This window comes from Propionivibrio dicarboxylicus (assembly GCF_900099695.1).
In the GTDB taxonomy this organism is placed as follows: Bacteria; Pseudomonadota; Gammaproteobacteria; order Burkholderiales; family Rhodocyclaceae; genus Propionivibrio; species Propionivibrio dicarboxylicus.
Genome location: NZ_FNCY01000019.1, coordinates 40,836 through 61,908, shown reverse-complemented (window position 1 = coordinate 61,908; position 21,073 = coordinate 40,836). Strand labels below are relative to the sequence as shown.

Below are 21,073 nucleotides of genomic sequence, written 5' to 3'. Positions count from 1 at the left end.
GCCTGCCGTTTAGCGATCGAGCCCGTAATGCAGGGCGATGGCTTCGAATTCCTCCCAGTGATCGAGGAAGACCTGTGCGACGTCGGGGTCGAACAGTTTGCCCTGTTCGGCGATGATGATGTCACGGACGCTGGAGAAGTCGAAGGCCGCCTTGTAAACGCGTCGTGAGATCAGGGCGTCGAAGACATCGGCCAGGGCCATCAGTCGCGCCGAGATCGGGATACCTTCGCCGGAGAGTCCGTCGGGATATCCGGTGCCGTCCCAGCGCTCGTGATGCCAGCGTGCGATTTCCTTGGCCTGGACGAGGAAAGCGACGTCGGTCGACGCTTCCTGTTCGGCGGCGCTGATGGCGTTGCTGCCGAGCGTCGTATGCGTCTTCATGACCTCGCGCTCGGCATCGGTCAGCCGGCCCGGCTTGAGCAGGATATGGTCGGGGATGCCGACCTTGCCGATATCATGGAGCGGGGCGGAGCGCACCAGCGTGTCGATGTAACTCGGCGTCAGCGTGCTGGTGAAGCGCGGGTGCGCGACGAGATGCGTGGCGAGCAAGCGGACGTATTCCTGCGTGCGCTGAATGTGCTTGCCGGTTTCATAGTCGCGGGTCTCGGCGAGGTGCGCCAGCGCGCGGATGCTGACGTTCTGGATTTCCTGGTTCTCGCGCATGCGGCGCTCGACTTCGGCTTCGAGCGCCTGGTTCTGGCCGACCAGCCAGTGCCGGGCCTGACGGACAAGGAGCTGGCTGCGGACGCGGGCGAGGATGATGGCCGGGCGGAAGGGCTTGACGATGTAATCGGAGACGCCGGCCGAGAAGGCCCACTCCTCGTCTTCGCCGGTGTCCTTGGCGGTGAGAAAGATGACCGGGATGTCGCGGGTGCTTTGCTGGCTGCGCAGTTGGCGCAGCACCTCGTGGCCGTCGATGTCCGGCATCATGATGTCGAGCAGGATCAAGGACGGTATCGGCGGCTTGTCGGCGAAATGCAGCGCGGCACGTCCCGAGTTGGCGACCTTGACGCGGTAGCCCGCATTCTGCAACAAATCACCGAGAACGCCGAGGTTCTCGGGCGAGTCATCGACGATCAGCACGACCTCGTTGTCGGTGACCCTGCGCCGGAATGCTTGCGAAGACGCGGCCGGTCTGGCGGCGGGCGCCGGAGTGGATGACACGGCAGTGGGAGCGTTCATGATGACGATGGTGCGGAAGATGGGCGCGAGGCTGAGGCGAACTCAGTGGTGTCTCGATGTCGGCGATTGCGGCGGGATGACCGGCGACCAGTGGCTGCAGCGCTGCGTTGCCGCGACCAGGCGGGGAACTGCGCCGGCGTCGTCTGCAGCGAGTACATCGTCATCGACGATTTTCGCTGCGCCGACGATCGGGGCGGCCGGGGGGGAGCGTTTGAGGAAATCGCGCTTCATGATCGTCTCCGCTGTTTCCGTGGGAAGTAGGCTGCGTCGACCGGCTAGCCGAGGGGTGTGCCCGCGGCGCTGTCGGCCGAGAGCCCCTCGGTGCTGGTGAGCATGGCGATTTCATCGACGGAGAGGACTTTGCCGATGTTGAGGATGATGACGAACTTGCCGGCGATCTTGCCCATGCCGAAGATGAAGTCGGCGCGGATTCTGGCACCGAAGGAAGGCGGGGGTTCGATTTCGCTGGCGGGGATGTCGAGGACTTCGGAGACGGCGTCGACTATGATGCCGATGTCGTGGCGGGTGTCGTCGTCGGCGACTTCGACGATGACGATGCAGGTGCGCCGGGAGACTTCGGTGCTCTTTCCGCCAAAGCGGGCGGAGAGGTCGATGACGGGGACGACGCTGCCGCGCAGGTTGATGACGCCGCGGATGAAGGTGGGCATCATCGGAATCTCGGTGAGATGGCCGTATTCGATGATTTCCTTGACGTTGAGGATGCCGACGGCAAACATCTCGCCGCCGAGCGAGAAGGTGAGGTACTGCTGCGACGGCGCGTCATGGACGGCAAGCGCGCCCCCGGTGGGGGCGGCGGCAGAGGAGGTTGAGATCTGTCCCATGGTGGCCTTCCTCAGAAGCGCTCGAAGTCGCCGTCATTGAAGGAAACGGCGGCGACACGCGACGGCGCGGCCTTGGCCGGGCTGCGTGCTGGAGCGGCCTGGCGGGTGAAGCGGATGCTGGCGTTGTTGTCGTCGAGCTTGAAGAAGGTCATGGTCTGCTGCAGCTCGTTGGCCTGGGCGCCGAGTTCTTCGGCGGTGGCGGCGAGTTCTTCGGAGGCCGAGGCGTTCTGTTGCGTGGTCTGGTTGAGCTGCCCCATGGCGCCATTGATCTGGGCGACACCGGACGACTGCTCCTGGCTGGCCGAGGCGATTTCCTGGACGAGGTCGGAAGTCTTGCGGATCGACGGGACCATTTCGGTGAGCAGCGCACCGGCGCGTTCGGCCTGCTTGACCGAAGAGGAGGCGAGGCCGCCGATTTCCTGGGCGGCGATCTGCGAGCGCTCGGCCAGCTTGCGCACTTCGGCGGCGACGACGGCGAAGCCCTTGCCGTGATCGCCGGCGCGGGCGGCCTCGATGGCGGCGTTGAGCGCCAGCAGGTTGGTCTGGTAGGCGATGTCGTCGATGATGCTGATCTTGCTGGCGATGCTCTTCATGTCATCGACAGTGCGGGAGACGGCTTCGCCACCCTCGGCGGCTTCCTTGGCCGACTTCGAGGCCATGTTGTCGGTGACCTTGGCGTTCTCGGTGTTCTGCGAGATCGAGGCGGTCATCTGTTCCATCGACGAGGTGGTTTCCTCGACCGAGGCGGCCTGTTCGCTGGATGATTGCGACAGCGACTGGGCGGTGGCGGAGACCTGGCTGGCGGCGTTGGTGAGGGCGTCGGCGGCGGTGTTGATCTGGGTGATCGTCTCGCAGAGCTTGGCGATGGTGTTGTTGATGGCGCGCTTGAGCGTGTCGAAATCGCCCTGGTAGTTGCGCGTGATGGTCTGGGTCATGTCGCCCTGTTCCATCGCACCCATGACGCGCTGGACGTCCTGGATCGGCCCGACGACGGCGTCGAGCGTGTCGTTGACGCCCTGAACGACCTTGCGGAAGTCGCCCTGGTGCTTGGTCGCATCGGCACGGGTTTCGAGACGGCCGGCGACCGCGGCATCGGACAGCATGTTGGCATCGGCGACGAGTTGGTTGACGGCGTCGATACAGGTATTGAGGTTGTTCTTGATGGTGTTGAAATCGCCGTTGTAGGTATCGGTGATCTTGGCCGGGATGGCGCCCCTGGAGATGTCATCGACGTACTTGGCAGCGACGTTCAAGGGGCCGATGACGGCGTCGAGCGTGTCATTGACGCCCTTGACGATGGCACGGAAGTCGCCCTGGTGCTTGGTCGCGTCGGCGCGGGTGGCCAGCTTGCCTTCGACCGCCGCCTTGGCGAGCATGGCGGCGTCGGCGACGAGGGCGTTGACGGCGTCGATACAGGTGTTGAGATTGTTCTTGATGGTGTTGAAATCGCCGTTGTAGGTGTCGGTGATCTTGGCCGGGATGGCGCCCTTGGAGATGTCATCGACGTACTTGGCGGCGACGTTCAAGGGGCCGATGACGGCGTCGAGGGTGTCATTGACGCCCTTGACGATGGCGCGGAAGTCGCCCTGGTGCTTGGTCGCGTCGGCGCGGGTGGCCAGCTTGCCTTCCACCGCCGCATTAGACAGCAACGCCGCGTCGGCACTCATCGCTTGAACGGCCTGCTGCACCGAGGCAACGGCGCGGGAGACGTCGCCGACCTCATCCTTGGCGTCGTTGTTGAGCGAGAACTTGAAATCGCCGACAGCCATCTTCTTGGCGGCGTCGCTGACGGCATTGACCGGCGCGGTGATGCTGCGCGTGATCCACCAGGCGAGGACGAAGCCGAGCAGCAGCGCGATCGCGGCGATGGTGATGATGGTGGTCTTGGCCGCGCTGGCGTCGGCGATGGCGTTCTTGCCGGCGGAGGCAGCGTTGGCTTTCTGGAAATCGGCGAATTCCTTGGTGACATCGAGATAAACGCCTGCGGCGACGGTGTAGTCGCCGAAGAGCAGTGCCGTGGCTTTTTCCGCGTTATAGGTCGGTGAGTTGCTGTTGGCGATCGGCAGCAGTACGTCGAGGATGGCGACGTATTTGGCGCGCGCGTCGACCATCTTGGCGTGCAGTGCCTTGCCCTTCTCGGTATTGAGCATCGGCTTGAGCGTCTCGACCAGTTCGGTGTTGCGCTGGCGCGCCTTCGTGATGATGTCGACCTGCGCTTTTTCGAAGGCCTTGTCATTGGAGAGGATCAGGCTGCGGATCGAACGCGCCATGATCAGCAGGTTTTCACGAATTTCCGACGACATTTCGATCTTCGGCATGCGGTCGTCGACGATGTCGACGGTGTCTTTGTTGATGGTACTGATGCGTTCGATCGAGAGACTCGACAGCACGACCAGCAGGAGCAGGACGACGCCGAAGCCAAGGCCGAGCCGGAGGCCGATTTTAAGATTCTTGAACATGGTTTATCTCCCCGATGGAATCGCAGTGGAATTGGTGGAAGAGGACGCGAGCGCGAGCGTGTGCCGGTGTGGCAGCAGACGCTCTTCCTCGGCGCGGGTGACGAGATTGACGAGGGCGCCGACATCGAGGATGAGGGCGACCTCGCCGCTGCCCAGGATGGTCGAGCCGCCGATGCCACGCAGGTGCGCGAACATGCGCCCGAGCGGCTTGATCACCGTCTGGAATTCGCCCATCAGGTGATCGACGACGATGCCGGCACGGCGTCCGTTGGACTGGACGACGACGATGCTTTCGCGGGCCGGTGCCTCGCCCGGGATTTCAAAGATATCGCGCAGGCGTATGAAGGGCAGCGCCTCGCCGCGCAGGTTGAGGAAGTTGCGGTCGCCGGTCAGGTTCTTCTGTTCGATGCATTCGACGACCGAGTCGAGCGGGATGACGTAGGCGGCTTTTTCGATGCCGACGAGGAAGCCGTCGATGATGGCGAGCGTCAGCGGTAGCCGGATGGTGAAGGTCGAACCCTGGCCTTCGACCGATTCGACATCGACGGTGCCGCGCAGCGCCAGGATGTTGCGCCGCACGACGTCCATGCCGACGCCGCGTCCGGAGAGATTCGAGACCTTGTCGACGGTCGAGAAGCCGGGTTCGAAGATGAGGTTGATGATTTCCTTGTCGCCAAGGTTGTCGCCCGGCTGGATCAGCTCGCGTTCGATCGCCTTGGCCCGGATTTTCTCGCGGTTGAGTCCGCCGCCGTCGTCCGAGACCTGGATGACGATGATGCCGGAATCATGGTAAGCGTTGAGCGAGACACGGCCGCAGGCGCGTTTGCCGCGTTCGAGACGGACAGCGACCGGTTCGATGCCGTGATCGAGCGAGTTGCGCACGAGGTGCATGAGCGGGTCGCCGATCTTCTCGACGACGGTCTTGTCGAGTTCGGTGTCGGCACCGCTGATCGACAGTTCGATTTCCTTGCCGAGTTCCTTCGAGACGTCGCGGACGACGCGATTGAAACGGTTGAAGGTGTCGCCGATCTGCACCATGCGGAGTTGCAGCGCCGAATCGCGGATGCTTTCGACGAGGCGCGAGAGGATCGAAGTGGCTTCGACGAGGTCCGACTGGTTGCTCTTGAGCGCCAGCAGGTTGGCCGAGGCGCCGGCAATGACGAGCTCGCCGACGAGGTCGATGAGTTGGTCGAGCTTGTCGGCATGGACGCGGACAAGCTGGGCTTCGCGCGCTTTCTTGTCGACGATCTGCGTCTGGCGATTGACGGCGGCATCGACGATTTCCTTGTGCACCATGCGGCTTTCGACGAGGATCTCGCCGAGCGGCGGCGCCGTCGCTTCGGCCGCCGGCGTGTCTTCGGCGGCATGCTGGGCCTTGAGACCGGCGTCGACTTCGGCCTGCGTCAGCGCGCCGCAGCGCACCAGCATTTCGCCCAGCCGCAGGTTGTCTTCAGGCAGTTCGTTGATCAGGCGGATGTAGTCGGTGACCGTGCTTTGCGGCGGCAGGATGCGCAGGTCGCAGTCGTCGCGGACGAAATCGAAGACGCGTTCGATCTCGGATTTCGAGGCGCGCGTCTGCAGGCGGATCTCGAAGCCCATGTAGCAGGATTCCGGATCCATGTCGGCGGCGGCCGGCATCGCGTCGGTGATGGTTTCGGTGCCGATGATCTCGCCGAGATTGCCGAGATAGCGCAGGAAGGAGAGCGGGTCCATGCCGCCGCGCATGACGTTGCGACCGAAGCGCACCGAGATGTGCCAGCTGTCGGTATTGACGACGCCGTTGCCGAGGTTCTCGACTTCGACCGTGTCGTCGGTCACGGTCAGGCTCGACGAGCCGCCCCGGCCCGGTTCGGCGGCGATGATGTCCTTCAGGCGTCCGGTCAGTGCCTCGCCGTCGGCGCAGAGGGTCGGGTCGGGCTCGGGGGTGCCGGCAGCGAGCGTGTCGACCAGGTGTCCCATATGATCGCAGCATTCAAGCAGCAGCGTCGTGATGGCACTCGACAGTTCGATTTCGTCATTGCGCAGCGCGTCGAGGAGATTCTCGACGAGGTGGGTGAAGTGCTCGATGAAGTGGCATTCGATGACGCCGGAGCCGCCCTTGATGGTGTGGGCGGCGCGGAACACGGCGTTGATCGTGTCGCGGTCGTCGGGCGTCTGCTCGAGCCGCAGCAGGCCGGCTTCCATCTCGGCCAGCTGTTCCCGGCTTTCCTGCACATACACGCTGGTCAGTTCGTCCATGGTGTTCTCCGAAGTCGTTTTCCGCTATGCCGCCTGCGCTGCCGGAATGAGCAGCGGGTCGCCGAGTTCGGCGGCCAGGTTGCAGAAGTCGATGACCGATTGCACCGCCTGGCTGTGCGCGACGATCGCCACGCGCTTGCCGGTGCGCTGCGCCTCTTTCTTCAACATGATGAGCAGTTGCAGGCCGGCGGTGTCGATGTCGCCGACCTGCAGCAGATCGAGTTCGAGCACGTCGCAGGTCAGGAGCGCGTCGAGCAGCAGGTTTTTCTGGTCGAGCGCATGGTAGATCGTCATCTCTTCGGTCACGCTCAGTCGTTGTGTCATTGGCATGGCGCTTGTCTCCTAGAACAACTCGATCCGGCTATTTGCCGGAGCGTCCTGACGACGCGGTGTGGCGCGGCCGAGCGCCCGGTCGTGAATGTCACGCTGGTTTTCCATGACGTAGCTCGCATACAGCGCGTCCATCCGCTGCTTGAGCGACGGCAGTTCGCTCGGCGGGCGGTCGCAGGCACCGGGCGCGCAGGCGTCGGCGACGGCGCCGGTATGCGTGCCGACGGCCTTGAGCCCTTCGATGACGTGCTCGATCTGTTGTCGGGTGACGTCCTGGAATTGCACGCTGGCCAGCGCGCTGACGAACATCTGCGCGAGCTCTTCGCCGCTCTCGGCGATGCGGGCGATGACATCGTGCTCCTTGTCGACCATCTGCCGGTAGTTCTGGTCGAGCGATTCGAGCTGTTGCGCGAAGGCTTCGAGCGTCTTCTGCTCTTCGTCGATGCGCTGGTGGCTGACCTTTGTCCGGTGCTGGCTTTCGATGATCGTCGAGACGGCGCCGATGCCTTCGTTGATCTTGTCGACGGCGGTATCGGTGTTTTCGGACAACTGGCGGACCTCGTCGGCGACGACGGCGAAGCCGCGTCCGGTTTCGCCGGCGCGTGCCGCCTCGATGGCGGCGTTGAGCGCGAGCAGCTTGGTTTGCGCCGAAATGGCGCGGACAAGCTCGACGAGCTTCTTGAGCGATTCGGTGCGGGTGATGACGTCCTTGCTTTCGGCGGCTTCGCGCTGCGTGTCGTCAAGACGCTGGTGGATGAAGTTCTTCAGGCGCTCGATCAGTTGCTGGTTCTGCGTCGACCGGCTTTCCGAGCTCTGCGCGATACCGATCGTTTCGACGCTGGCGGCGGTGACGACCTTCTGCAGCTCGCCGATGACGGCGTCAACGGCGTGCAGGCGTTCGGTGATGTCGAAGGCGGCTTTTTCGGTCTGCGCAACGACGTTGTGCAGCTGGTCGATGAGCAGATTGTTGACCGGCGCGATCTCGCGCAGCTCTGGGACGATCATGCGGTCGCACAGGCGATCGGTGTTGCAGCGCGGGCGCGGATCCTCGATCGTCTCGCGCAAGCCGAAATAGGCGTCGTTGAAATATAGCGTCGAGATGACGCGCTGCAGCGCGATGAAGAAGAGCACGACGCCGAGCGTGCCGAGCGTGTCGATGAGCTGCGCCCCGAGGCCGAGCAAGGGGGCCAGGGTGCCGTGGAACCAGCCGTGCAGCGCATAGACCAGCGCGGCGACCAGAACAGCCGCCGAAATCTGTACCGCCAGTGTACGGGCGGCAATCTGCCGGCGCGGCGAACTCGCCAACGGCGTCATCTCACATCCTTATTTGAGGACCAGCTTGATGGTGTTGAGCAGCTCGTCGGCGGTCGCCGGTTTGACGATCCAGCCCGAAGCCCCGGCTTCCTTGGCTTCGAGTTTGCGGCTCTGCTGCGATTCCGTCGTCAGGAAGAGGATCGGCATGAACTTGTAGGCCGGTAGCTTACGGACCTCGCGGATCAGTTCGATGCCGTTCATTCCCGGCATGTTGAGGTCGGTGATGAGCAGGTCGACCTTGACGCCGGCGGTGAATTTCTGCAGCGCCAGTTCGGCGTTGGCCGCCTTTTCGACACCATAGCCGGCTTTGCTCAGAATGCTCGAAATGCTCAGCAGAATGGTGGCGGAGTCATCCACCAGCATGATTGTGCGCATGTTGTTCCTTTTTCAATGTTGCCGACGGCGGTGCGGCTCCGTCGTTGCAGATCGCGTGGTCTGCGGGTTTCGCCATGACCGGTAGATGCTCTCAAATGCCGATCGGTTTGTGCATCCGTGGAAACCGCAAGAATTTGCGGGAACTACGTAGTATTACGGGTCTCCTGCGTCAGGCCAGCGCCTGGCGCAGGGACTGCACTTCGTCGGCCGATTCGGCCAGAATCGACGTTAGTGTTTCGTCATTGATGAGGAGTTCGAGTTCGACCGGCATCCCCTTGCGGCTCATGCTTTCAAGGGCGTCGAGCGGCGACTCGACCGGCGCCAGTTCGTTGGCGAGCAGCAGGGTGTCGCCGAGCGAGGACGGCGGCATGGCGAGATAGCCGCCCCAGAGCACCTCCATGGCGTCGGCGACCGATGCCGGCGCGTCGAGCGCCTTGAGCACGGCGCGTCCGACCAGCGCCTCGCCGTCGCCGCACCAGGCTTCCAGCGTGTGGTCGCCTTCGAGCAGGCCGGGGTAGGCGGCGGCGCGCGAGATCAGGTAGAAGCTGCCGACTTCATGCACGATGCCGGCAAAAAAGGCGGCGTCCGGGTTCTGCCGGGTGACGCGGCGGGCCAGCAGGCGGGCGAGCGAGGCGACGTGCGTGGTGTGCTCCCAGAGGCGGGCGGCGATGGCGCGGTGCGCCGGATTGCCCGACATGCCCTGCATCTGACGGACGACGATCGAGGCGGTCAGCGCGCGCAGGGCGGCGTAACCGATGCGCGCGATAGCGTTCTTGAGGTCGGCGATGCTGCGGCCGCCCGGATTGTAGGCGGTCGAGTTGGCGAGCGAGAGCACGCGCGCCGAGAGCAGCGGTTCGGCTGCCAGCAGCTTGACGAGCGATTCGCTGCTGCAGTCGGGATCGTCGAGCTGGCGCTGTACGCGCAAGGCGATGTCGGTGTGGGTCGGGAAGACGATGTCGCCGCGCGCCGCGTCGGCAGCGATCCGTTCCAGGGCAGACGGGGCGTCCATCAGCTGTCTCCTTTGAGATGGCGGGCCGAGTGGCCGATGATCGCGGCCGGGATCTGGTCGAGCGGGATGACCTGGTCGACGGCACCGAGCTTGATCGCTTCCTTCGGCATGCCGAAGACGACGCAGCTGGCTTCGTCCTGGGCGATGGTGCGTGCGCCGGCGTCATGCATTTCGCGCATGCCGCGCGCGCCGTCGTCGCCCATGCCGGTCATGATGATGCCAAGCGCATTGGCACCGGCGATCTTGGCGACCGAGCGGAAGAGCACGTCGACCGAAGGCTTGTGCCGGTTGATGAGCGGCCCGTCGGCGACGTCGACGACGTATTGGGCGCCGTTGCGACGCAGCGTCATATGCTTTCCGCCTGGGGCGATCAGGGCGCGGCCGGGGATGACGCGGTCGCCGTGGCGGGCTTCGCGCACTTCGATCTGGCAGAGGTCGTTGAGGCGTTCGGAGAACATCGCGGTGAACATCGCCGGCATGTGCTGGACGATGACGATGCCGAGCGTGGTGGCGGGGAGTTGGGTGAGCACCGATTCGAGTGCGATGGTGCCGCCGGTCGAGGTGCCGATGGCGATCACCTGGTCGGTGGTGCGCTCGAGCGCAAGGTTGCGCTCGGAGGGCGCTGCCGCTACCGCGACCGGTTTGCGCACTGCGCTCAGAACGCGCGGATTGGCGCGGGCGGCGCTGCGCACGGCCTGGACGATGTCATTGGCCGAGTCTTCGAGAAAGCTCTTGAGACCGAGCTTCGGCTTGGTGATGACCGAGACCGCGCCGGCTTCGAGCGCGGCAAAGGTGGCGCTGGCGCCGCGTTCGGCGAGCGAGGAGCAGATGATTGTCGGCGTCGGACGTTCGGCCATGAGCTTCTTGAGGAAGGTGATGCCGTCCATGCGCGGCATCTCGATGTCGAGGATGATCACGTCGGGCCAGACAGTCTGCATCCGGCTCATTGCGAAGACCGGGTCGGACGCGGCGCCGACGACCTCGATGCCCGAGTCGGCGGCGAGTGCCTGGGTCACCACCTGGCGGACGACGGCCGAGTCGTCGATGATCATGACCTTGATGCGTTCAGCCATGGTCGCGCTTGCCTCGATGCGTGTGGACGTGGGCGCCTTCGCCTTCCGGGAAGGCCAGCCAGACGTCGCCGGTCCAGAGGTCGAAATGGAGCTTGCGCCGGCCGCTGCCGCCGACATGGGAGGAAATCAGCGGAATGTTGTGGTCGGCGAGGAACTGCTTGCCGCATTCGATGTTGCGGGCGCCGATTTCCGGGCTCTTGCCGCGTTCTGCGTTGAACATGTTGCCGCCGCCGAAGAGCTTGGCCTGGTAGTCGCCGGGTTGCGTGGCGGTGCGGGTGATGTGCTGCAGGAACATCAGGAAGGCTTCGCTGCCGTAGCGGCCGTCGAGCGTTTCGTCGCTGGGGCGCGGGCGCGCTTCCATCATGTAGTGGCACATGCCGCCGATGCGCAGGCGCGGGTGCCACAAGGCGATCGAGACGCAGGAGCCGAGCAGGGTCGAGATGCGCGTGCGTCCGCCACCGAAGTAGAAATCGCCGGCGTGCAGGACGACGGTCTCGAAATCGGCGTTGGGAATCGTCTTCATGGTTTTCGGTAAATCGTCGGTTCGACGCTCTGGACCCGGTCGGTGATGCCGTTGAGTGTTTCGGAATGGCCGATGAACAGGTAACCGCCCGACTTGAGCCGCGGTAGCAGGTTATGCACGACCCGCGTCTTCGTATCCGGATCGAAGTAGATCATAACATTGCGCAGGAATATGACGTCGAATTCGCCGATGTCGGCGTCGACGTGCAGCGTCAGGTTGATCTGGTGGAAGCTGACACGCTGGCGGAGTTCCGGGGCGATGAGCAGCGTGCCTTCGTTGGCGCGCACGCCGCGCAGGCAATAGCGCTTGAGAAATTCGCTCGGGATACCTTCGGTGCGGGCCAGAGAGTAGTGGCCGGCGGCGGCCCGGCGCAGCACTTGCGTGCTGATGTCGGAGCCGACGATCTCCCAGTTCTTGCCCTGCATCGAATCGGCCAGCGTCATGGCGATCGAGTAGGCTTCCTCGCCGCTCGAGCTGGCGGCGCTCCAGACCCGGAAGGTCGTCGGGCTGTTGCGTCGGGCGACGATCTCGTCGCGCAGGAACTCGAAGTGCTTGGGTTCGCGGAAGAAATAGGTCTCGTTGGTGGTGAGCAGGTCCACCATGGTCTGCAGTTCTTCCGGCTGCTCGCCGCTTTGCAGCAGGCGGTAGTACTGGCTGAAGGTCTCGAGTCCGTGGTGCTTGAGACGACGCGTCAGCCGGCCGACGAGCAACACGCGCTTGGCATCGCTCAGGCTGATCCCGGCGATCTTGTAGATAAGGCGCTGGAACAGCGCGAATTCCTGGGCAGTGATGGGGGCGTCGGACATCAGAATAGCTCGATCTTCTTGTCGGTGGCGGCAGGCTTCTGCAGCAGCGTCTGCGCGTAGGCCTTTTCTTCGCGGGCAATGACCTCGGCTGTGGCCATGTTGGTTACCATCCGCTTGCAGAAGGCGTCGCCGGTAGTCGGAAGAAAAATGATCTTGCGCGACCAGGGGCCGAGGAAATCAGAAGATGTCAGCGGAATGCTCTCGCGTTCGAGCCATTCCTTGGCGAAATTGGCGTTGCGCATGCCGATGCTGAGCGAACCGCCGTCGGTATCGATGATGGTGCCGCCGCCGAAGGCCTTGGCCTGCAGCCGGACCTTCTTGGCGCCCTTGCCGAGCAGGGCGTTGAGCAAGGCTTCCATGGCGAAGTTGCCGGACAGCAGGCTATCGACGTCGCCGTGCCGGCTGCGGGCGAGGTCGGGCAGCATGAAATGGTTGATGCCGCCGACCCGGAGCAGCGGATCGTAGAGGCAGACGGCGACGCAGGAACCGAGCAGCGTCGCCAGCGGCTGCGACGAATCGATGGTCCAGGCGCCCGGATGCACGTTGCGCGCAAGGCGCTCGATTTCCCGGGCCGGCATTTTCGCGTAGTCCATCCGCGTCTCCACGCGTCACTGACCGCGCAGTTCCCCCAGCTTCGCCAGCAGGCGCTGCAGCGTTTCGCGCGTCTCGACCCCGCTGTTGAGTTGAGCCGCCATGCGCGCCATGAATTCGCCGACGAGTTCCTGCAGGAATTTTTCCTGGTTGTCGGTCAGACCGAGGCGGTAGAAGGAGTCGATCAAGGTCTTCTGCAGTTCGACGATCAGGGACGAACTGGTCGTCGACTTGACGTCCTCGGCCGCCTGCAACTCGCGCAGGCTCTCGCCGATGCTGTCGAGCGCGCCGAGCAGCGCTATTTGTGCCCGTCGGCTGCTTTGCTCTGCCTGCATGGCCTTGAGGCGCGAATCGGCGCCCTGGGCGGCGACCGAAAGGTGGTCGCGCAGGCGTCCGCAATAGTCCGGATCCTCGATCGGCAGGTTGTTGATCATCAGGGTGACGCGTTCGAAGTTGTGCACGCTGCGGCGGCGGAATTCGAAAATGCGCCCCTGGTCGCGCACATGCTCGATGATCGAGACTTCGAGCGGCATGTTCTTGCCGCTGCTGCTGAGTGTTTCCGTGACACCGTCGAAGCGGGTCTGGACGACGCCGTCGAGCCGGTAGCGGCGCAGCAGTTCGAGCAGTTCGCCGGCGATTTCCTCGCAGCTTTCCATGCCGATCAGCTTGCTCATGAACTGGAGCAGGATGCCCGTCTCATCCATGCTGGCCATGATCAGCGAGGACAGCATCTCGGCTTCCTCGATCTGGCCGGCAAGCGCCTTGTGGTCGGCGATCAGGGCTTGCGCCACCTTGACCTTGCGCCGCAGTTCCTCGGGGGCGAAGGGCTTGACGATGAAATCCTCGCCGCCGGCGTCGTAGCCCTGCAGGCGCTCCTCGATGGTGTCCTTCGAGGAGACGAAGATGACCGGGATCCGGTGCGTCGGGAAGTCGTCCTTGAGCGCGCGGCAGAAGGTGTAGCCGTCGAGGCCGGGCAAATTGACGTCGAGCAGGAAGAGATCCGGCTTTTCGTCGGCCAGCTTCACCTGGCAGTCTTCGACGCTGGTAAAGGTGCTGATGCGGCAGTCGTCCTTCAGGATGGTACCAATGACCTCGAGCACGACTGGGTCATCATCGACGACGTAGACGGAAAAGGATGTGGGCATAGTGTCGGGAAGGCCTTCTGCGTTGATCGGTTCGGGTCAGCGCCCCGGTCCGAGTGCCGTCGTGATCTGCGCGCGCATTTCGTCGACGGCGGTTTCCAGTTCTTCCAGCCACATCAGGGGCGGGTCGCCGCTGCGCAAGGCCAGTTCGAGCGTCTGGCAGATGGCGTGCAATTCGCCCATGCCGAGCATGCCGGTCCGGCCCTTGAGCGCGTGGGCAAGCTTGGTCGCGGCGTCGATGGTGCCGTTGGTGATTGCCTGCCGGATCTGCGCCGCGGCATTCGGGCCATGCTCGGTGAATTCGATCAGCCAGTGGATGTAGCGTTCCTGGTCGCCACCGAAACGGGCAAGCGCCTCGTCGATACGAATCCGGCGCAGCGATGCCAGCGCGGATGATGTCGATGTCGTGCCGGCGCTCTCCTGCTGCCGGACGGCGGCGTCCTGTTTGACTTCGTTCATTTCATTCTCCAGCGATGCGTGCAAAAAGGATGTTGCGACGGTGTCGCGCGTATGCGCAGAGCACCCGTGCCTCCCCGCACGTTTTGATCCTCTCCCGACATGCTCCCAGAGTCGCCGTTCCCTGTGCATCCGTAATTTCTGCAACTTTTTGCGGAAACTACGTAGTTGGCCCGCCAAAGCAGTTGACTCCTGACGCTCCTTGCATAAAGTAGGCGTTTTGATTAAATGATGACGTGATGATTCGATGCCCGCTGCCCTGGCCTTTCCCAACCGGTCCCGTGCGGTGAGCGGCTGATGGACTCGACAGCCGTTCTCATCGTCGATGACAACAGCGACAATCTTGTCCTGCTGCAGTCCATCCTGGAACAGGACGGCTTTCGGGTCTGGAGCGCGCAATCCGGTCCGGCCGCGCTGGAGATCGTGGCGCGGGAAACGCTCGATCTCATCATGCTCGACGTATATATGCCGGTCATGGACGGCTATGAGGTCTGCCGGCGGCTCAAGGCCGACCCAAAGACCGGCGACATACCGGTGATCTTTGTCAGTGCGTCCGACAGTCAGGCCGATCGCATTGCCGCGTTCGATGCCGGCGGTGTGGACTATGTCGGCAAGCCATTTTTCGTCGGCGAGGTGCTTGGCCGGGCGCGTGCCCACGCCAATCTGTTCCGCATTCGCCGCCATCTCGAACAGCGGGTCGCCCAGCGGACGCGCGAACTTGAGGCGAGCGAAGCGCATCTGCGCCGCCTGTCGGAGTTCCTGTTGCGCGTGCGCGAGGAAGACCGGCGCCGCTTCGCCCGCGAATTGCACGACGAACTGGGCCAGAGCCTGACGGCGCTGCGCATCGATTTCAACGCGCTGACGACCAGTTTGTCCACGCGCGATCCGATGATCGCCGAACGCCTGGCGACGATCGACACGATGCTCAACACGACGGTCGATTCGGTGCGGCGCATCTGCGAGGACCTGCGGCCCGGCATGCTCGACGATCTCGGCCTCGAGGCGGCGTTGGCGAGCTATGCGCGGCGCTTCTCGCGGCAGTTCGGGATCCTCTGCGATCTGTCCCTGTCGTGTGAGGATTTCGGCCTCGACGAGCCGATGTCGACGGCGATCTTCCGCATCGTGCAGGAGGCGCTGACCAATATCGCCCGCCATGCCGAGGCGAGTCACGCGATGGTCGCGCTCGACGAGCGCGACGGCGATCTCCTCGTGACGATTGCCGATGACGGGCGCGGGCTGCCGCCGGAACCGACCGAGACGCGCCAGTCGTTCGGCATCGTCGGCATCCGCGAACGCGTCAGCCTGCTGCGCGGGACGGTGACGATCGACAGCGCGCCGGGACGCGGCACGCATATCGAGGTGCGTCTCCCGAGGTCGGGCGGGGGGGCGGCATGATCCGGATCCTGATTGCCGATGACCACACGCTTGTGCGCGAGGGGCTGAAGCAGATTCTCGCGGCCAGCCGCGACATGGCGGTGAAAGGCGAGGCGGGCGACGGTTTCGAGACGCTGGCGCGGGTGCGCGAAGGCGGCTGGGACATCCTGCTGCTCGACATGTCGATGCCGGGACGCAGCGGCGTCGATCTGATCCGGCAGATTCGCGCCGAGGCGCCGCGACTGCCGATCCTCATCCTCAGCATGTACAAGGAAGACGAGTATGCGATCCGCACGATTCGCGCCGGTGCGGCGGGCTATCTGTGCAAGGACAGCGCCTCGGCCCAATTGATCAGCGCCATCCGCAAGGTCGCCGCCGGCGGCCATTTCATCAGCCCGGAAGTGGCCGGCGAACTGGCCTACGGCCTCATCGTCAAGGATGACCGGGCGCCGCACGAAAGCTTGTCCGACCGCGAGTTCCAGATCTTTCGCCAGCTGGCGGCCGGTGACGGCGTCGTCGAGATCGCCCAGCGCCTCAACCTGAGCCCGAAAACGGTGAGCACCTACAAGACGCGCCTGTTTCAGAAGATGGGCATGACCAGCGTCGCCGAACTGGTGCGCTACGGTGTCCGCCACGCGCTCTTCGAGGATGTGCCGCCAGGCTGAACCCCGGCCGGTTCCCGTGCTGTAGTCCGATTCCTACACGCCGGCCGGCGGGGGCCGACAGGCGCTGTCGCCGCCGGCCGGTTTCGTCGCGTGCGCTCGCCCGGCACACTGCTCCCATCGTGTCGAAAGGTGTTGGCGGGTGCAAGCATGAAACTCTTACTTGTCGAGGATTCGAGACTGCTCCGGGAGCGGCTGCGTGGCATGATCCGCGCCATCCCGGGCTGTGAGATCGTGGCTGAGGCCGATACGGAGCTTGATGCCCGTTTGCGCGTCGATCAGCAGCGTCCGGATGTCGTCGTGCTGGACCTGCGCTTGCGCGGCGGCAGCGGTCTGTCAGTTCTGGATTACGTCAAGGCGCGGCTGCCCGATGTGATCATCATCGTTCTCACCAATTACGGCGATGCCGAATATCGCGCCCGTTGCCTGGACCTGGGCGCCGATTATTTCTTCGATAAATCGCGCGATATCGATACCTTTCTCGGGGTGCTGGGTGAGCTTCAGCTGCGCCTGTTCGCGCCGGCCGAGGAAGCCGCCGGCGCGACGCGGACGACGATCGGTGCGGCCGAAGAACGGGAGGCGACATGAACGAGCCTGAATCGCTGTTGAAGCGGGTGCGCTGGGGGTCGATGGCCGTCGCGGTGGCAGGCGGCGGCCTGCTGGTGTGGAGCCAGGCGTCCTTGACGCTCGGCCTGGCGCTCGCCGCCGGGCTCGTCGGCGCCATGGCCGTGGTGTCGGTGCTGGAGCATCGCCCGACGCAGGCGGCGGCGCCGGAGGCCGGCACGCCGGGCGATGCTCCCGATCTGCTGCCGTATGTCAGCAGCTTGCACGCGGCGTCGGAAGCGTCGATGGTGCGCTGGGCCAAACACGTCGATATCGCCCGCCTGCAGACTGAAACGGCCGGTAGCGAACTGACGCAGGGCTTCGGTGCGATCCTGGCGGAACTGCGCCAGATGCTCGACCGGCACCAGACCGAGTCCGAGCAGGGCGTGGTCGGTGTGCTCGACGGCGCCCGCGGCGAACTCGTGCATATGCTCGAACGTCTGGAGCAGGCCTTCGCGGCGCAAAAGCCGATGTTCGACCAGTTCAACGCGCTGTCGGGCGTCAATGAGGATCTCAAGCGCATGGCCGAAGGCGTCGCCGACATCGCCAAGCAGACCAATCTGCTGGCGCTCAACGCCGCCATCGAAGCGGCGCGCGCCGGTGAGGCCGGGCGGGGGTTCGCGGTGGTGGCCGATGAGGTGCGCAAGCTGTCGAGCCAGTCCGGGAAGCTCGGGCAGGAAATCCAGGTCAAGGTCAATGCCGTCAGCCAGGCGACGCTGGCGGCGCTGACCACGGCGTCGAACTTGTCGGCACAGAACACCGCGCTGATGAACGATTCCGGCACGACGATCCACTCGGTACTCGAACGCATCGGCGGTCTGGTCCGTCAGCTCAGCGAGGATGCCGAACGGATGAGTGCCGGTAGCCTGCAAGTACGCGAGCATATCGAGGCGGTGATGGTGCATCTGCAGTTCCAGGATCGCGTCAGCCAGATTCTTCATGCCGTCGTCTCCGGTATTCACCGGCTCCGGGAACGGGTCGAGCGCGACGAAGCGAGCGTGTCCGCTGCCGGTGTTCCGGTGCCGATCGACGTGTCGGCGTGGATTGCCGAGATCGAGCGCATGTACACCACGATCGAGCAGCACGACCACGCCCATCCGGGTGCGCATGGCGCAGTCGCCGAGTCCGAAGTCACATTCTTCTGATTGATGGAATTTTTAGCAGGGGGGAACACGCATGAACAAGACCATTCTGATTGTCGATGACTCGACCTCGATGCGGCAGGTCGTCAGCATGGCGCTGAAGGGCAACAGCTACGACGTGATCGAAGCCGTCGATGGCAAGGATGCCCTGGCCAAGCTCGATGGACGCAAGATTCATCTCGTCATCAGCGACGTCAATATGCCGAATATGGACGGCATCACCTTCGTCCGGGAAATGAAGAAACTGCCGGCCTACAAGTTCGTGCCGGTGGTCATGCTGACGACCGAAGGGGCCGAGGAAAAGAAGAAGGCCGGGCAGGAGGCCGGCGCCAAGGCCTGGGTCGTCAAGCCCTTCCAGCCGCAGCAGATGCTGGCGGTGGTCTCCAAACTGTTGATGTGAGGCGATCATGGGACTCGAGTTTCAGAGGGATGGGACACAGTCGTCGGCCAGGCTGACGGGCGAACTGACGATCTATACCGTCGGCGAACTCAAGACGGCGCTGGCCAGCGAACTGGTCGCGGTCGATGCACTGGAAATCGATCTGACCGGGGTCACCGAGATGGATACGGCCGGGCTGCAACTGATGTTGATTGCCAAGCGCTATCCGGGCAAGACGGTGCAGTTCGTCAATCATCCGCCGGCGGTGCTGCGGCTTGTCGATCTCGCCAATCTTGGCAGCGCGCTCGGCGATCCGCTGTACCTCGCTGCCGTCGAATCCTGAGGAGAACGCCATGGCGGATTCCAGCATTGACCTGTCGCAAGCGCTCGGCGCCTTCATGGAGGAGGCGCGGGAACTGCTCGATCAGATGGAGGCGATCCTGCTGCGGGCCGAGGAGGCTGCCTGCGACGAGGAAGACCTCAACGCGCTGTTCCGTTGTGCCCATACGATCAAGGGCTCGGGCGGCCTGTTCGGACTCGACGAGGTGGTCCGCTTCACCCACGTCGTCGAGAACGTGCTCGACCGCCTGCGCAAGGGCAGCCTGCAGTTCGACAGCGCCCTGATCACCTTGCTGCTCGAATGCCAGGACCATATCTCGAACCTGATCGTGGCGGTCGCCGAGCACAGCGAGATGCCGGTGGCGCGCAGCGACGCCCTGATCGTCGAATTGCAGGGCGTGCTGGGCCAGGCACCTGGCGGCCCGGCGCCCGGCGGCCCGGTGGCGACGACGCCGGCGCCGGCGCAGGAGACTGCGGCCGAACCGGAGCGGGACGAGGACGGCAGCGCCGTGATGGCCGCCGATCACTGGCACCTGTCCCTGCGTTTCGGCGAGGGCGTGTTGCAGGATGGCATGGACCCGCTGGCCTTCATCAATTACCTCAACCAGTACGGCAAGATCGCCCATATCGAGACGATCACCGACCAGTTGCCCGATTTCGACGGCGCCGATCCGGAGATCTGTTATCTCGGCTTCGAGGTGTCGCTGATCAGTTCGGCGAGCAAGGCCGAGATCGAGGGTGTCTTCGAGTTCGTCCAGGACAATTCGCAGATTCTCATCCTGCCGCCGCAGAGTCGCATCGCCGAATTCCTCAACCAGATCGAGGCCCTGCACGGCGACGTTTCGCGCATCGGCGAAATTCTCGTGGCCTGCGGGTCGGTTACCGCCAAGGAGCTCGAACAGGCGCTGGCCGAGCAGCGGCGCGCCGAGACGCCGGCGCGTATCGGCGAAATCCTGGTCGAACAGGGTGCCGTGCCGCCGACGGTGGTCGAGGCGGCCGTCAAGAAGCAGATCCACGCCGAGGAACGGCGCAATGTCGAGTCGAAGAGCGTCAAGGTCCCGGCCGAACGTCTCGACGCGCTGATCGACCGCGTCGGCGAGCTGGTCATCGCCGGCGTTGGCACGCACGCCCAGATCGGCCGGCTCGACAAGCCCGACCTGCTCGAATCGGCCGATCTCCTGCTCTCGCTCGTCGAGGATATTCGCGACATGGCGCTGCGCCTGCGCATGGTCGCGATCGGCGAGGTGTTCTCGCGCTTCCCGCGCGTCGTCCGCGATGTCTCGAAGGAACTGGGCAAACAGATCGAGCTGCGCATCCACGGCGCCGAGGCCGAACTCGACAAGTCGATGGTCGAGAAGATCGGCGATCCGCTCATGCATCTGGTGCGCAATTCGATGGATCACGGCATCGAGTCGGCCGAGGTCCGCCGCGCCCGCGGCAAGCCCGAGGTCGGCACGGTCGAACTCAACGCCTACCACGAGTCCGGCAGCATCAACATTGAAGTCAAGGACGACGGCGGCGGGCTCGACCGCGAGCGCATCTTCAAGAAGGCGGTGGAGCAGGGATTGATCTCGCCCGAGGCGATTCTCTCCGATCAGGATGTCTATCGGCTGATCCTGGCGCCGGGATTCTCGACGGCAGAAAAGATCACCAACCTGTCGGGGCGGGGCGTCGGCATGGACGTCGTGCGCAGCAACATCGAGGCGCTGCGCGGCACGCTCGATATCGAGTCGGTGCCCGGCCAGAGCACGACGATGCGCCTGTGCCTGCCGCTGACGCTGGCGATCATCGATGGCTTCCATGTCGGCGTCGGCAGTTCGCACTTCATCATCCCGCTCGACATGGTCGTCGAGTGCATCGAACTGCCGCCCGACATCGGCGATTCAGCCTACTTCGAGCAGCGCGGCGAGCCTCTGCCCTTCATCCGCCTGCGCGATGTCTTCGGCGAGGAAGGCCCGGCGCATCCGCGTCCGCGCATCATCGTCGTGCGTTTCGGCAGTCGGCGCGCCGGGCTCGTCGTCGATCGCATCTACGGCAAGTGCCAGACGGTCATCAAGCCGCTCGGGCCCTTGTTCGCGGAGGTGCCGGCGGTGTCGGGGTCGACGATCATCGGCAACGGCGATGTCGGCATGATTCTCGACATTCCGGCGCTGATCCGGCACTGCAGCGATATCGAGCGTTCCTATTTGCGCCTGGCCCGGCCGGTAGCGGCCTGAGGCGCATGCAAGACGAAT

Annotated in this window: 21 protein-coding genes and 1 pseudogene; 7 read left to right on the top strand and 15 right to left on the bottom strand. The window is 64.3% G+C overall.

What is annotated here, in order from left to right:
- Positions 1-9: 9 nt before the first annotated feature.
- From BLR25_RS17480 to BLR25_RS17410, 15 genes are all read right to left on the bottom strand, one after another.
- On the bottom strand, positions 10-1,182 hold the full coding sequence (locus tag BLR25_RS17480) for a response regulator (protein WP_091939476.1): 1,173 nt from the start codon (positions 1,180-1,182) through the stop codon (positions 10-12).
- Positions 1,183-1,224: 42 nt separating this feature from the next.
- Positions 1,225-1,413: a hypothetical protein gene (locus tag BLR25_RS17475; RefSeq protein WP_091939474.1), complete on the bottom strand. Its 189-nt coding sequence runs from the start codon at positions 1,411-1,413 to the stop codon at positions 1,225-1,227.
- A 44-nt stretch (positions 1,414-1,457) separates the two neighbouring features.
- Positions 1,458-2,024, bottom strand: coding sequence for a chemotaxis protein CheW (locus BLR25_RS17470; RefSeq protein WP_091939473.1), 567 nt, complete (start codon positions 2,022-2,024; stop codon positions 1,458-1,460).
- Positions 2,025-2,035: 11 nt separating this feature from the next.
- On the bottom strand, positions 2,036-4,483 hold the full coding sequence (locus BLR25_RS17465) for a methyl-accepting chemotaxis protein (protein ID WP_091939471.1): 2,448 nt from the start codon (positions 4,481-4,483) through the stop codon (positions 2,036-2,038).
- Positions 4,484-4,486: 3 nt separating this feature from the next.
- A complete protein-coding gene (locus BLR25_RS17460; RefSeq protein WP_091939469.1) occupies positions 4,487-6,721 on the bottom strand; it encodes a chemotaxis protein CheA in 2,235 nt (744 codons plus the stop codon).
- A 24-nt stretch (positions 6,722-6,745) separates the two neighbouring features.
- Positions 6,746-7,051 carry an STAS domain-containing protein gene (locus BLR25_RS17455; RefSeq protein ID WP_218122798.1) on the bottom strand — a complete coding sequence of 102 codons (306 nt, stop codon included), beginning with the start codon at positions 7,049-7,051 and terminating at the stop codon, positions 6,746-6,748.
- A gap of 12 nt (positions 7,052-7,063) precedes the next feature.
- Entirely contained in the window at positions 7,064-8,365 is a 1,302-nt protein-coding gene (locus BLR25_RS17450; protein ID WP_091939465.1) for a methyl-accepting chemotaxis protein, read from the bottom strand.
- A gap of 9 nt (positions 8,366-8,374) precedes the next feature.
- Positions 8,375-8,740 carry a response regulator gene (locus BLR25_RS17445; protein WP_091939463.1) on the bottom strand — a complete coding sequence of 122 codons (366 nt, stop codon included), beginning with the start codon at positions 8,738-8,740 and terminating at the stop codon, positions 8,375-8,377.
- Between the two features lie 169 nt (positions 8,741-8,909).
- Positions 8,910-9,749, bottom strand: a complete 840-nt coding sequence (locus tag BLR25_RS17440; RefSeq protein ID WP_091939461.1) for an HDOD domain-containing protein — start codon at positions 9,747-9,749, stop codon at positions 8,910-8,912.
- The gene (locus BLR25_RS17435) at positions 9,749-10,822 is read right to left on the bottom strand and encodes a protein-glutamate methylesterase/protein-glutamine glutaminase (RefSeq protein ID WP_091939460.1); all 1,074 of its coding nucleotides are present in this window, start codon (positions 10,820-10,822) and stop codon (positions 9,749-9,751) included. Before BLR25_RS17435 ends, BLR25_RS17440 begins: the two co-directional genes overlap by 1 nt.
- Positions 10,815-11,345 (bottom strand): chemotaxis protein CheD, encoded by a 531-nt coding sequence (locus BLR25_RS17430; protein WP_091939458.1) that lies wholly within the window; start codon positions 11,343-11,345, stop codon positions 10,815-10,817. Before BLR25_RS17430 ends, BLR25_RS17435 begins: the two co-directional genes overlap by 8 nt.
- Positions 11,342-12,151, bottom strand: coding sequence for a CheR family methyltransferase (locus BLR25_RS17425; RefSeq protein WP_091939456.1), 810 nt, complete (start codon positions 12,149-12,151; stop codon positions 11,342-11,344). The genes BLR25_RS17430 and BLR25_RS17425 overlap by 4 nt, the downstream gene beginning before the upstream one ends.
- The gene (locus BLR25_RS17420; RefSeq protein WP_091939454.1) at positions 12,151-12,744 is read right to left on the bottom strand and encodes a chemotaxis protein CheD; all 594 of its coding nucleotides are present in this window, start codon (positions 12,742-12,744) and stop codon (positions 12,151-12,153) included. The genes BLR25_RS17425 and BLR25_RS17420 overlap by 1 nt, the downstream gene beginning before the upstream one ends.
- Before the next feature lie 15 nt (positions 12,745-12,759).
- Positions 12,760-13,887, bottom strand: coding sequence for a response regulator (locus BLR25_RS17415; protein ID WP_091939452.1), 1,128 nt, complete (start codon positions 13,885-13,887; stop codon positions 12,760-12,762).
- A 36-nt stretch (positions 13,888-13,923) separates the two neighbouring features.
- The gene (locus BLR25_RS17410; RefSeq protein ID WP_176785969.1) at positions 13,924-14,343 is read right to left on the bottom strand and encodes an Hpt domain-containing protein; all 420 of its coding nucleotides are present in this window, start codon (positions 14,341-14,343) and stop codon (positions 13,924-13,926) included.
- Positions 14,344-14,637: 294 nt separating this feature from the next.
- Here BLR25_RS17410 and BLR25_RS17405 point away from each other — a divergent pair, with 294 nt between their 5' ends.
- From BLR25_RS17405 to BLR25_RS17375, 7 genes and pseudogenes are all read left to right on the top strand, one after another.
- Positions 14,638-15,735 carry an ATP-binding response regulator gene (locus BLR25_RS17405; RefSeq protein WP_091939448.1) on the top strand — a complete coding sequence of 366 codons (1,098 nt, stop codon included), beginning with the start codon at positions 14,638-14,640 and terminating at the stop codon, positions 15,733-15,735.
- Positions 15,732-16,379 carry a response regulator gene (locus tag BLR25_RS17400; protein ID WP_091939446.1) on the top strand — a complete coding sequence of 216 codons (648 nt, stop codon included), beginning with the start codon at positions 15,732-15,734 and terminating at the stop codon, positions 16,377-16,379. Before BLR25_RS17405 ends, BLR25_RS17400 begins: the two co-directional genes overlap by 4 nt.
- Before the next feature lie 147 nt (positions 16,380-16,526).
- Positions 16,527-16,964, top strand: a complete 438-nt coding sequence (locus BLR25_RS17395; protein ID WP_091939444.1) for a response regulator transcription factor — start codon at positions 16,527-16,529, stop codon at positions 16,962-16,964.
- A gap of 548 nt (positions 16,965-17,512) precedes the next feature.
- Positions 17,513-18,124: pseudogene (locus tag BLR25_RS22005) on the top strand (methyl-accepting chemotaxis protein); the annotation flags it as partial.
- A 31-nt stretch (positions 18,125-18,155) separates the two neighbouring features.
- Positions 18,156-18,521 (top strand): response regulator, encoded by a 366-nt coding sequence (locus BLR25_RS17385; RefSeq protein ID WP_091939441.1) that lies wholly within the window; start codon positions 18,156-18,158, stop codon positions 18,519-18,521.
- A gap of 7 nt (positions 18,522-18,528) precedes the next feature.
- The gene (locus BLR25_RS17380) at positions 18,529-18,843 is read left to right on the top strand and encodes an STAS domain-containing protein (RefSeq protein WP_091939439.1); all 315 of its coding nucleotides are present in this window, start codon (positions 18,529-18,531) and stop codon (positions 18,841-18,843) included.
- A gap of 10 nt (positions 18,844-18,853) precedes the next feature.
- Entirely contained in the window at positions 18,854-21,055 is a 2,202-nt protein-coding gene (locus tag BLR25_RS17375) for a chemotaxis protein CheA (protein ID WP_176785968.1), read from the top strand.
- The last annotated feature ends 18 nt before the right edge of the window (positions 21,056-21,073 follow it).

Coding starts and splice junctions, on each gene's coding strand:
- BLR25_RS17480 (WP_091939476.1), bottom strand. CDS start 1,182: ATGAACGCTCCCACTGCCGTGTCATCCACTCCGGCGCCCGCCGCCAGA.
- BLR25_RS17475 (WP_091939474.1), bottom strand. CDS start 1,413: ATGAAGCGCGATTTCCTCAAACGCTCCCCCCCGGCCGCCCCGATCGTC.
- BLR25_RS17470 (WP_091939473.1), bottom strand. CDS start 2,024: ATGGGACAGATCTCAACCTCCTCTGCCGCCGCCCCCACCGGGGGCGCG.
- BLR25_RS17465 (WP_091939471.1), bottom strand. CDS start 4,483: ATGTTCAAGAATCTTAAAATCGGCCTCCGGCTCGGCCTTGGCTTCGGC.
- BLR25_RS17460 (WP_091939469.1), bottom strand. CDS start 6,721: ATGGACGAACTGACCAGCGTGTATGTGCAGGAAAGCCGGGAACAGCTG.
- BLR25_RS17455 (WP_218122798.1), bottom strand. CDS start 7,051: ATGCCAATGACACAACGACTGAGCGTGACCGAAGAGATGACGATCTAC.
- BLR25_RS17450 (WP_091939465.1), bottom strand. CDS start 8,365: ATGACGCCGTTGGCGAGTTCGCCGCGCCGGCAGATTGCCGCCCGTACA.
- BLR25_RS17445 (WP_091939463.1), bottom strand. CDS start 8,740: ATGCGCACAATCATGCTGGTGGATGACTCCGCCACCATTCTGCTGAGC.
- BLR25_RS17440 (WP_091939461.1), bottom strand. CDS start 9,749: ATGGACGCCCCGTCTGCCCTGGAACGGATCGCTGCCGACGCGGCGCGC.
- BLR25_RS17435 (WP_091939460.1), bottom strand. CDS start 10,822: ATGGCTGAACGCATCAAGGTCATGATCATCGACGACTCGGCCGTCGTC.
- BLR25_RS17430 (WP_091939458.1), bottom strand. CDS start 11,345: ATGAAGACGATTCCCAACGCCGATTTCGAGACCGTCGTCCTGCACGCC.
- BLR25_RS17425 (WP_091939456.1), bottom strand. CDS start 12,151: ATGTCCGACGCCCCCATCACTGCCCAGGAATTCGCGCTGTTCCAGCGC.
- BLR25_RS17420 (WP_091939454.1), bottom strand. CDS start 12,744: ATGGACTACGCGAAAATGCCGGCCCGGGAAATCGAGCGCCTTGCGCGC.
- BLR25_RS17415 (WP_091939452.1), bottom strand. CDS start 13,887: ATGCCCACATCCTTTTCCGTCTACGTCGTCGATGATGACCCAGTCGTG.
- BLR25_RS17410 (WP_176785969.1), bottom strand. CDS start 14,343: ATGAACGAAGTCAAACAGGACGCCGCCGTCCGGCAGCAGGAGAGCGCC.
- BLR25_RS17405 (WP_091939448.1), top strand. CDS start 14,638: ATGGACTCGACAGCCGTTCTCATCGTCGATGACAACAGCGACAATCTT.
- BLR25_RS17400 (WP_091939446.1), top strand. CDS start 15,732: ATGATCCGGATCCTGATTGCCGATGACCACACGCTTGTGCGCGAGGGG.
- BLR25_RS17395 (WP_091939444.1), top strand. CDS start 16,527: ATGAAACTCTTACTTGTCGAGGATTCGAGACTGCTCCGGGAGCGGCTG.
- BLR25_RS17385 (WP_091939441.1), top strand. CDS start 18,156: ATGAACAAGACCATTCTGATTGTCGATGACTCGACCTCGATGCGGCAG.
- BLR25_RS17380 (WP_091939439.1), top strand. CDS start 18,529: ATGGGACTCGAGTTTCAGAGGGATGGGACACAGTCGTCGGCCAGGCTG.
- BLR25_RS17375 (WP_176785968.1), top strand. CDS start 18,854: ATGGCGGATTCCAGCATTGACCTGTCGCAAGCGCTCGGCGCCTTCATG.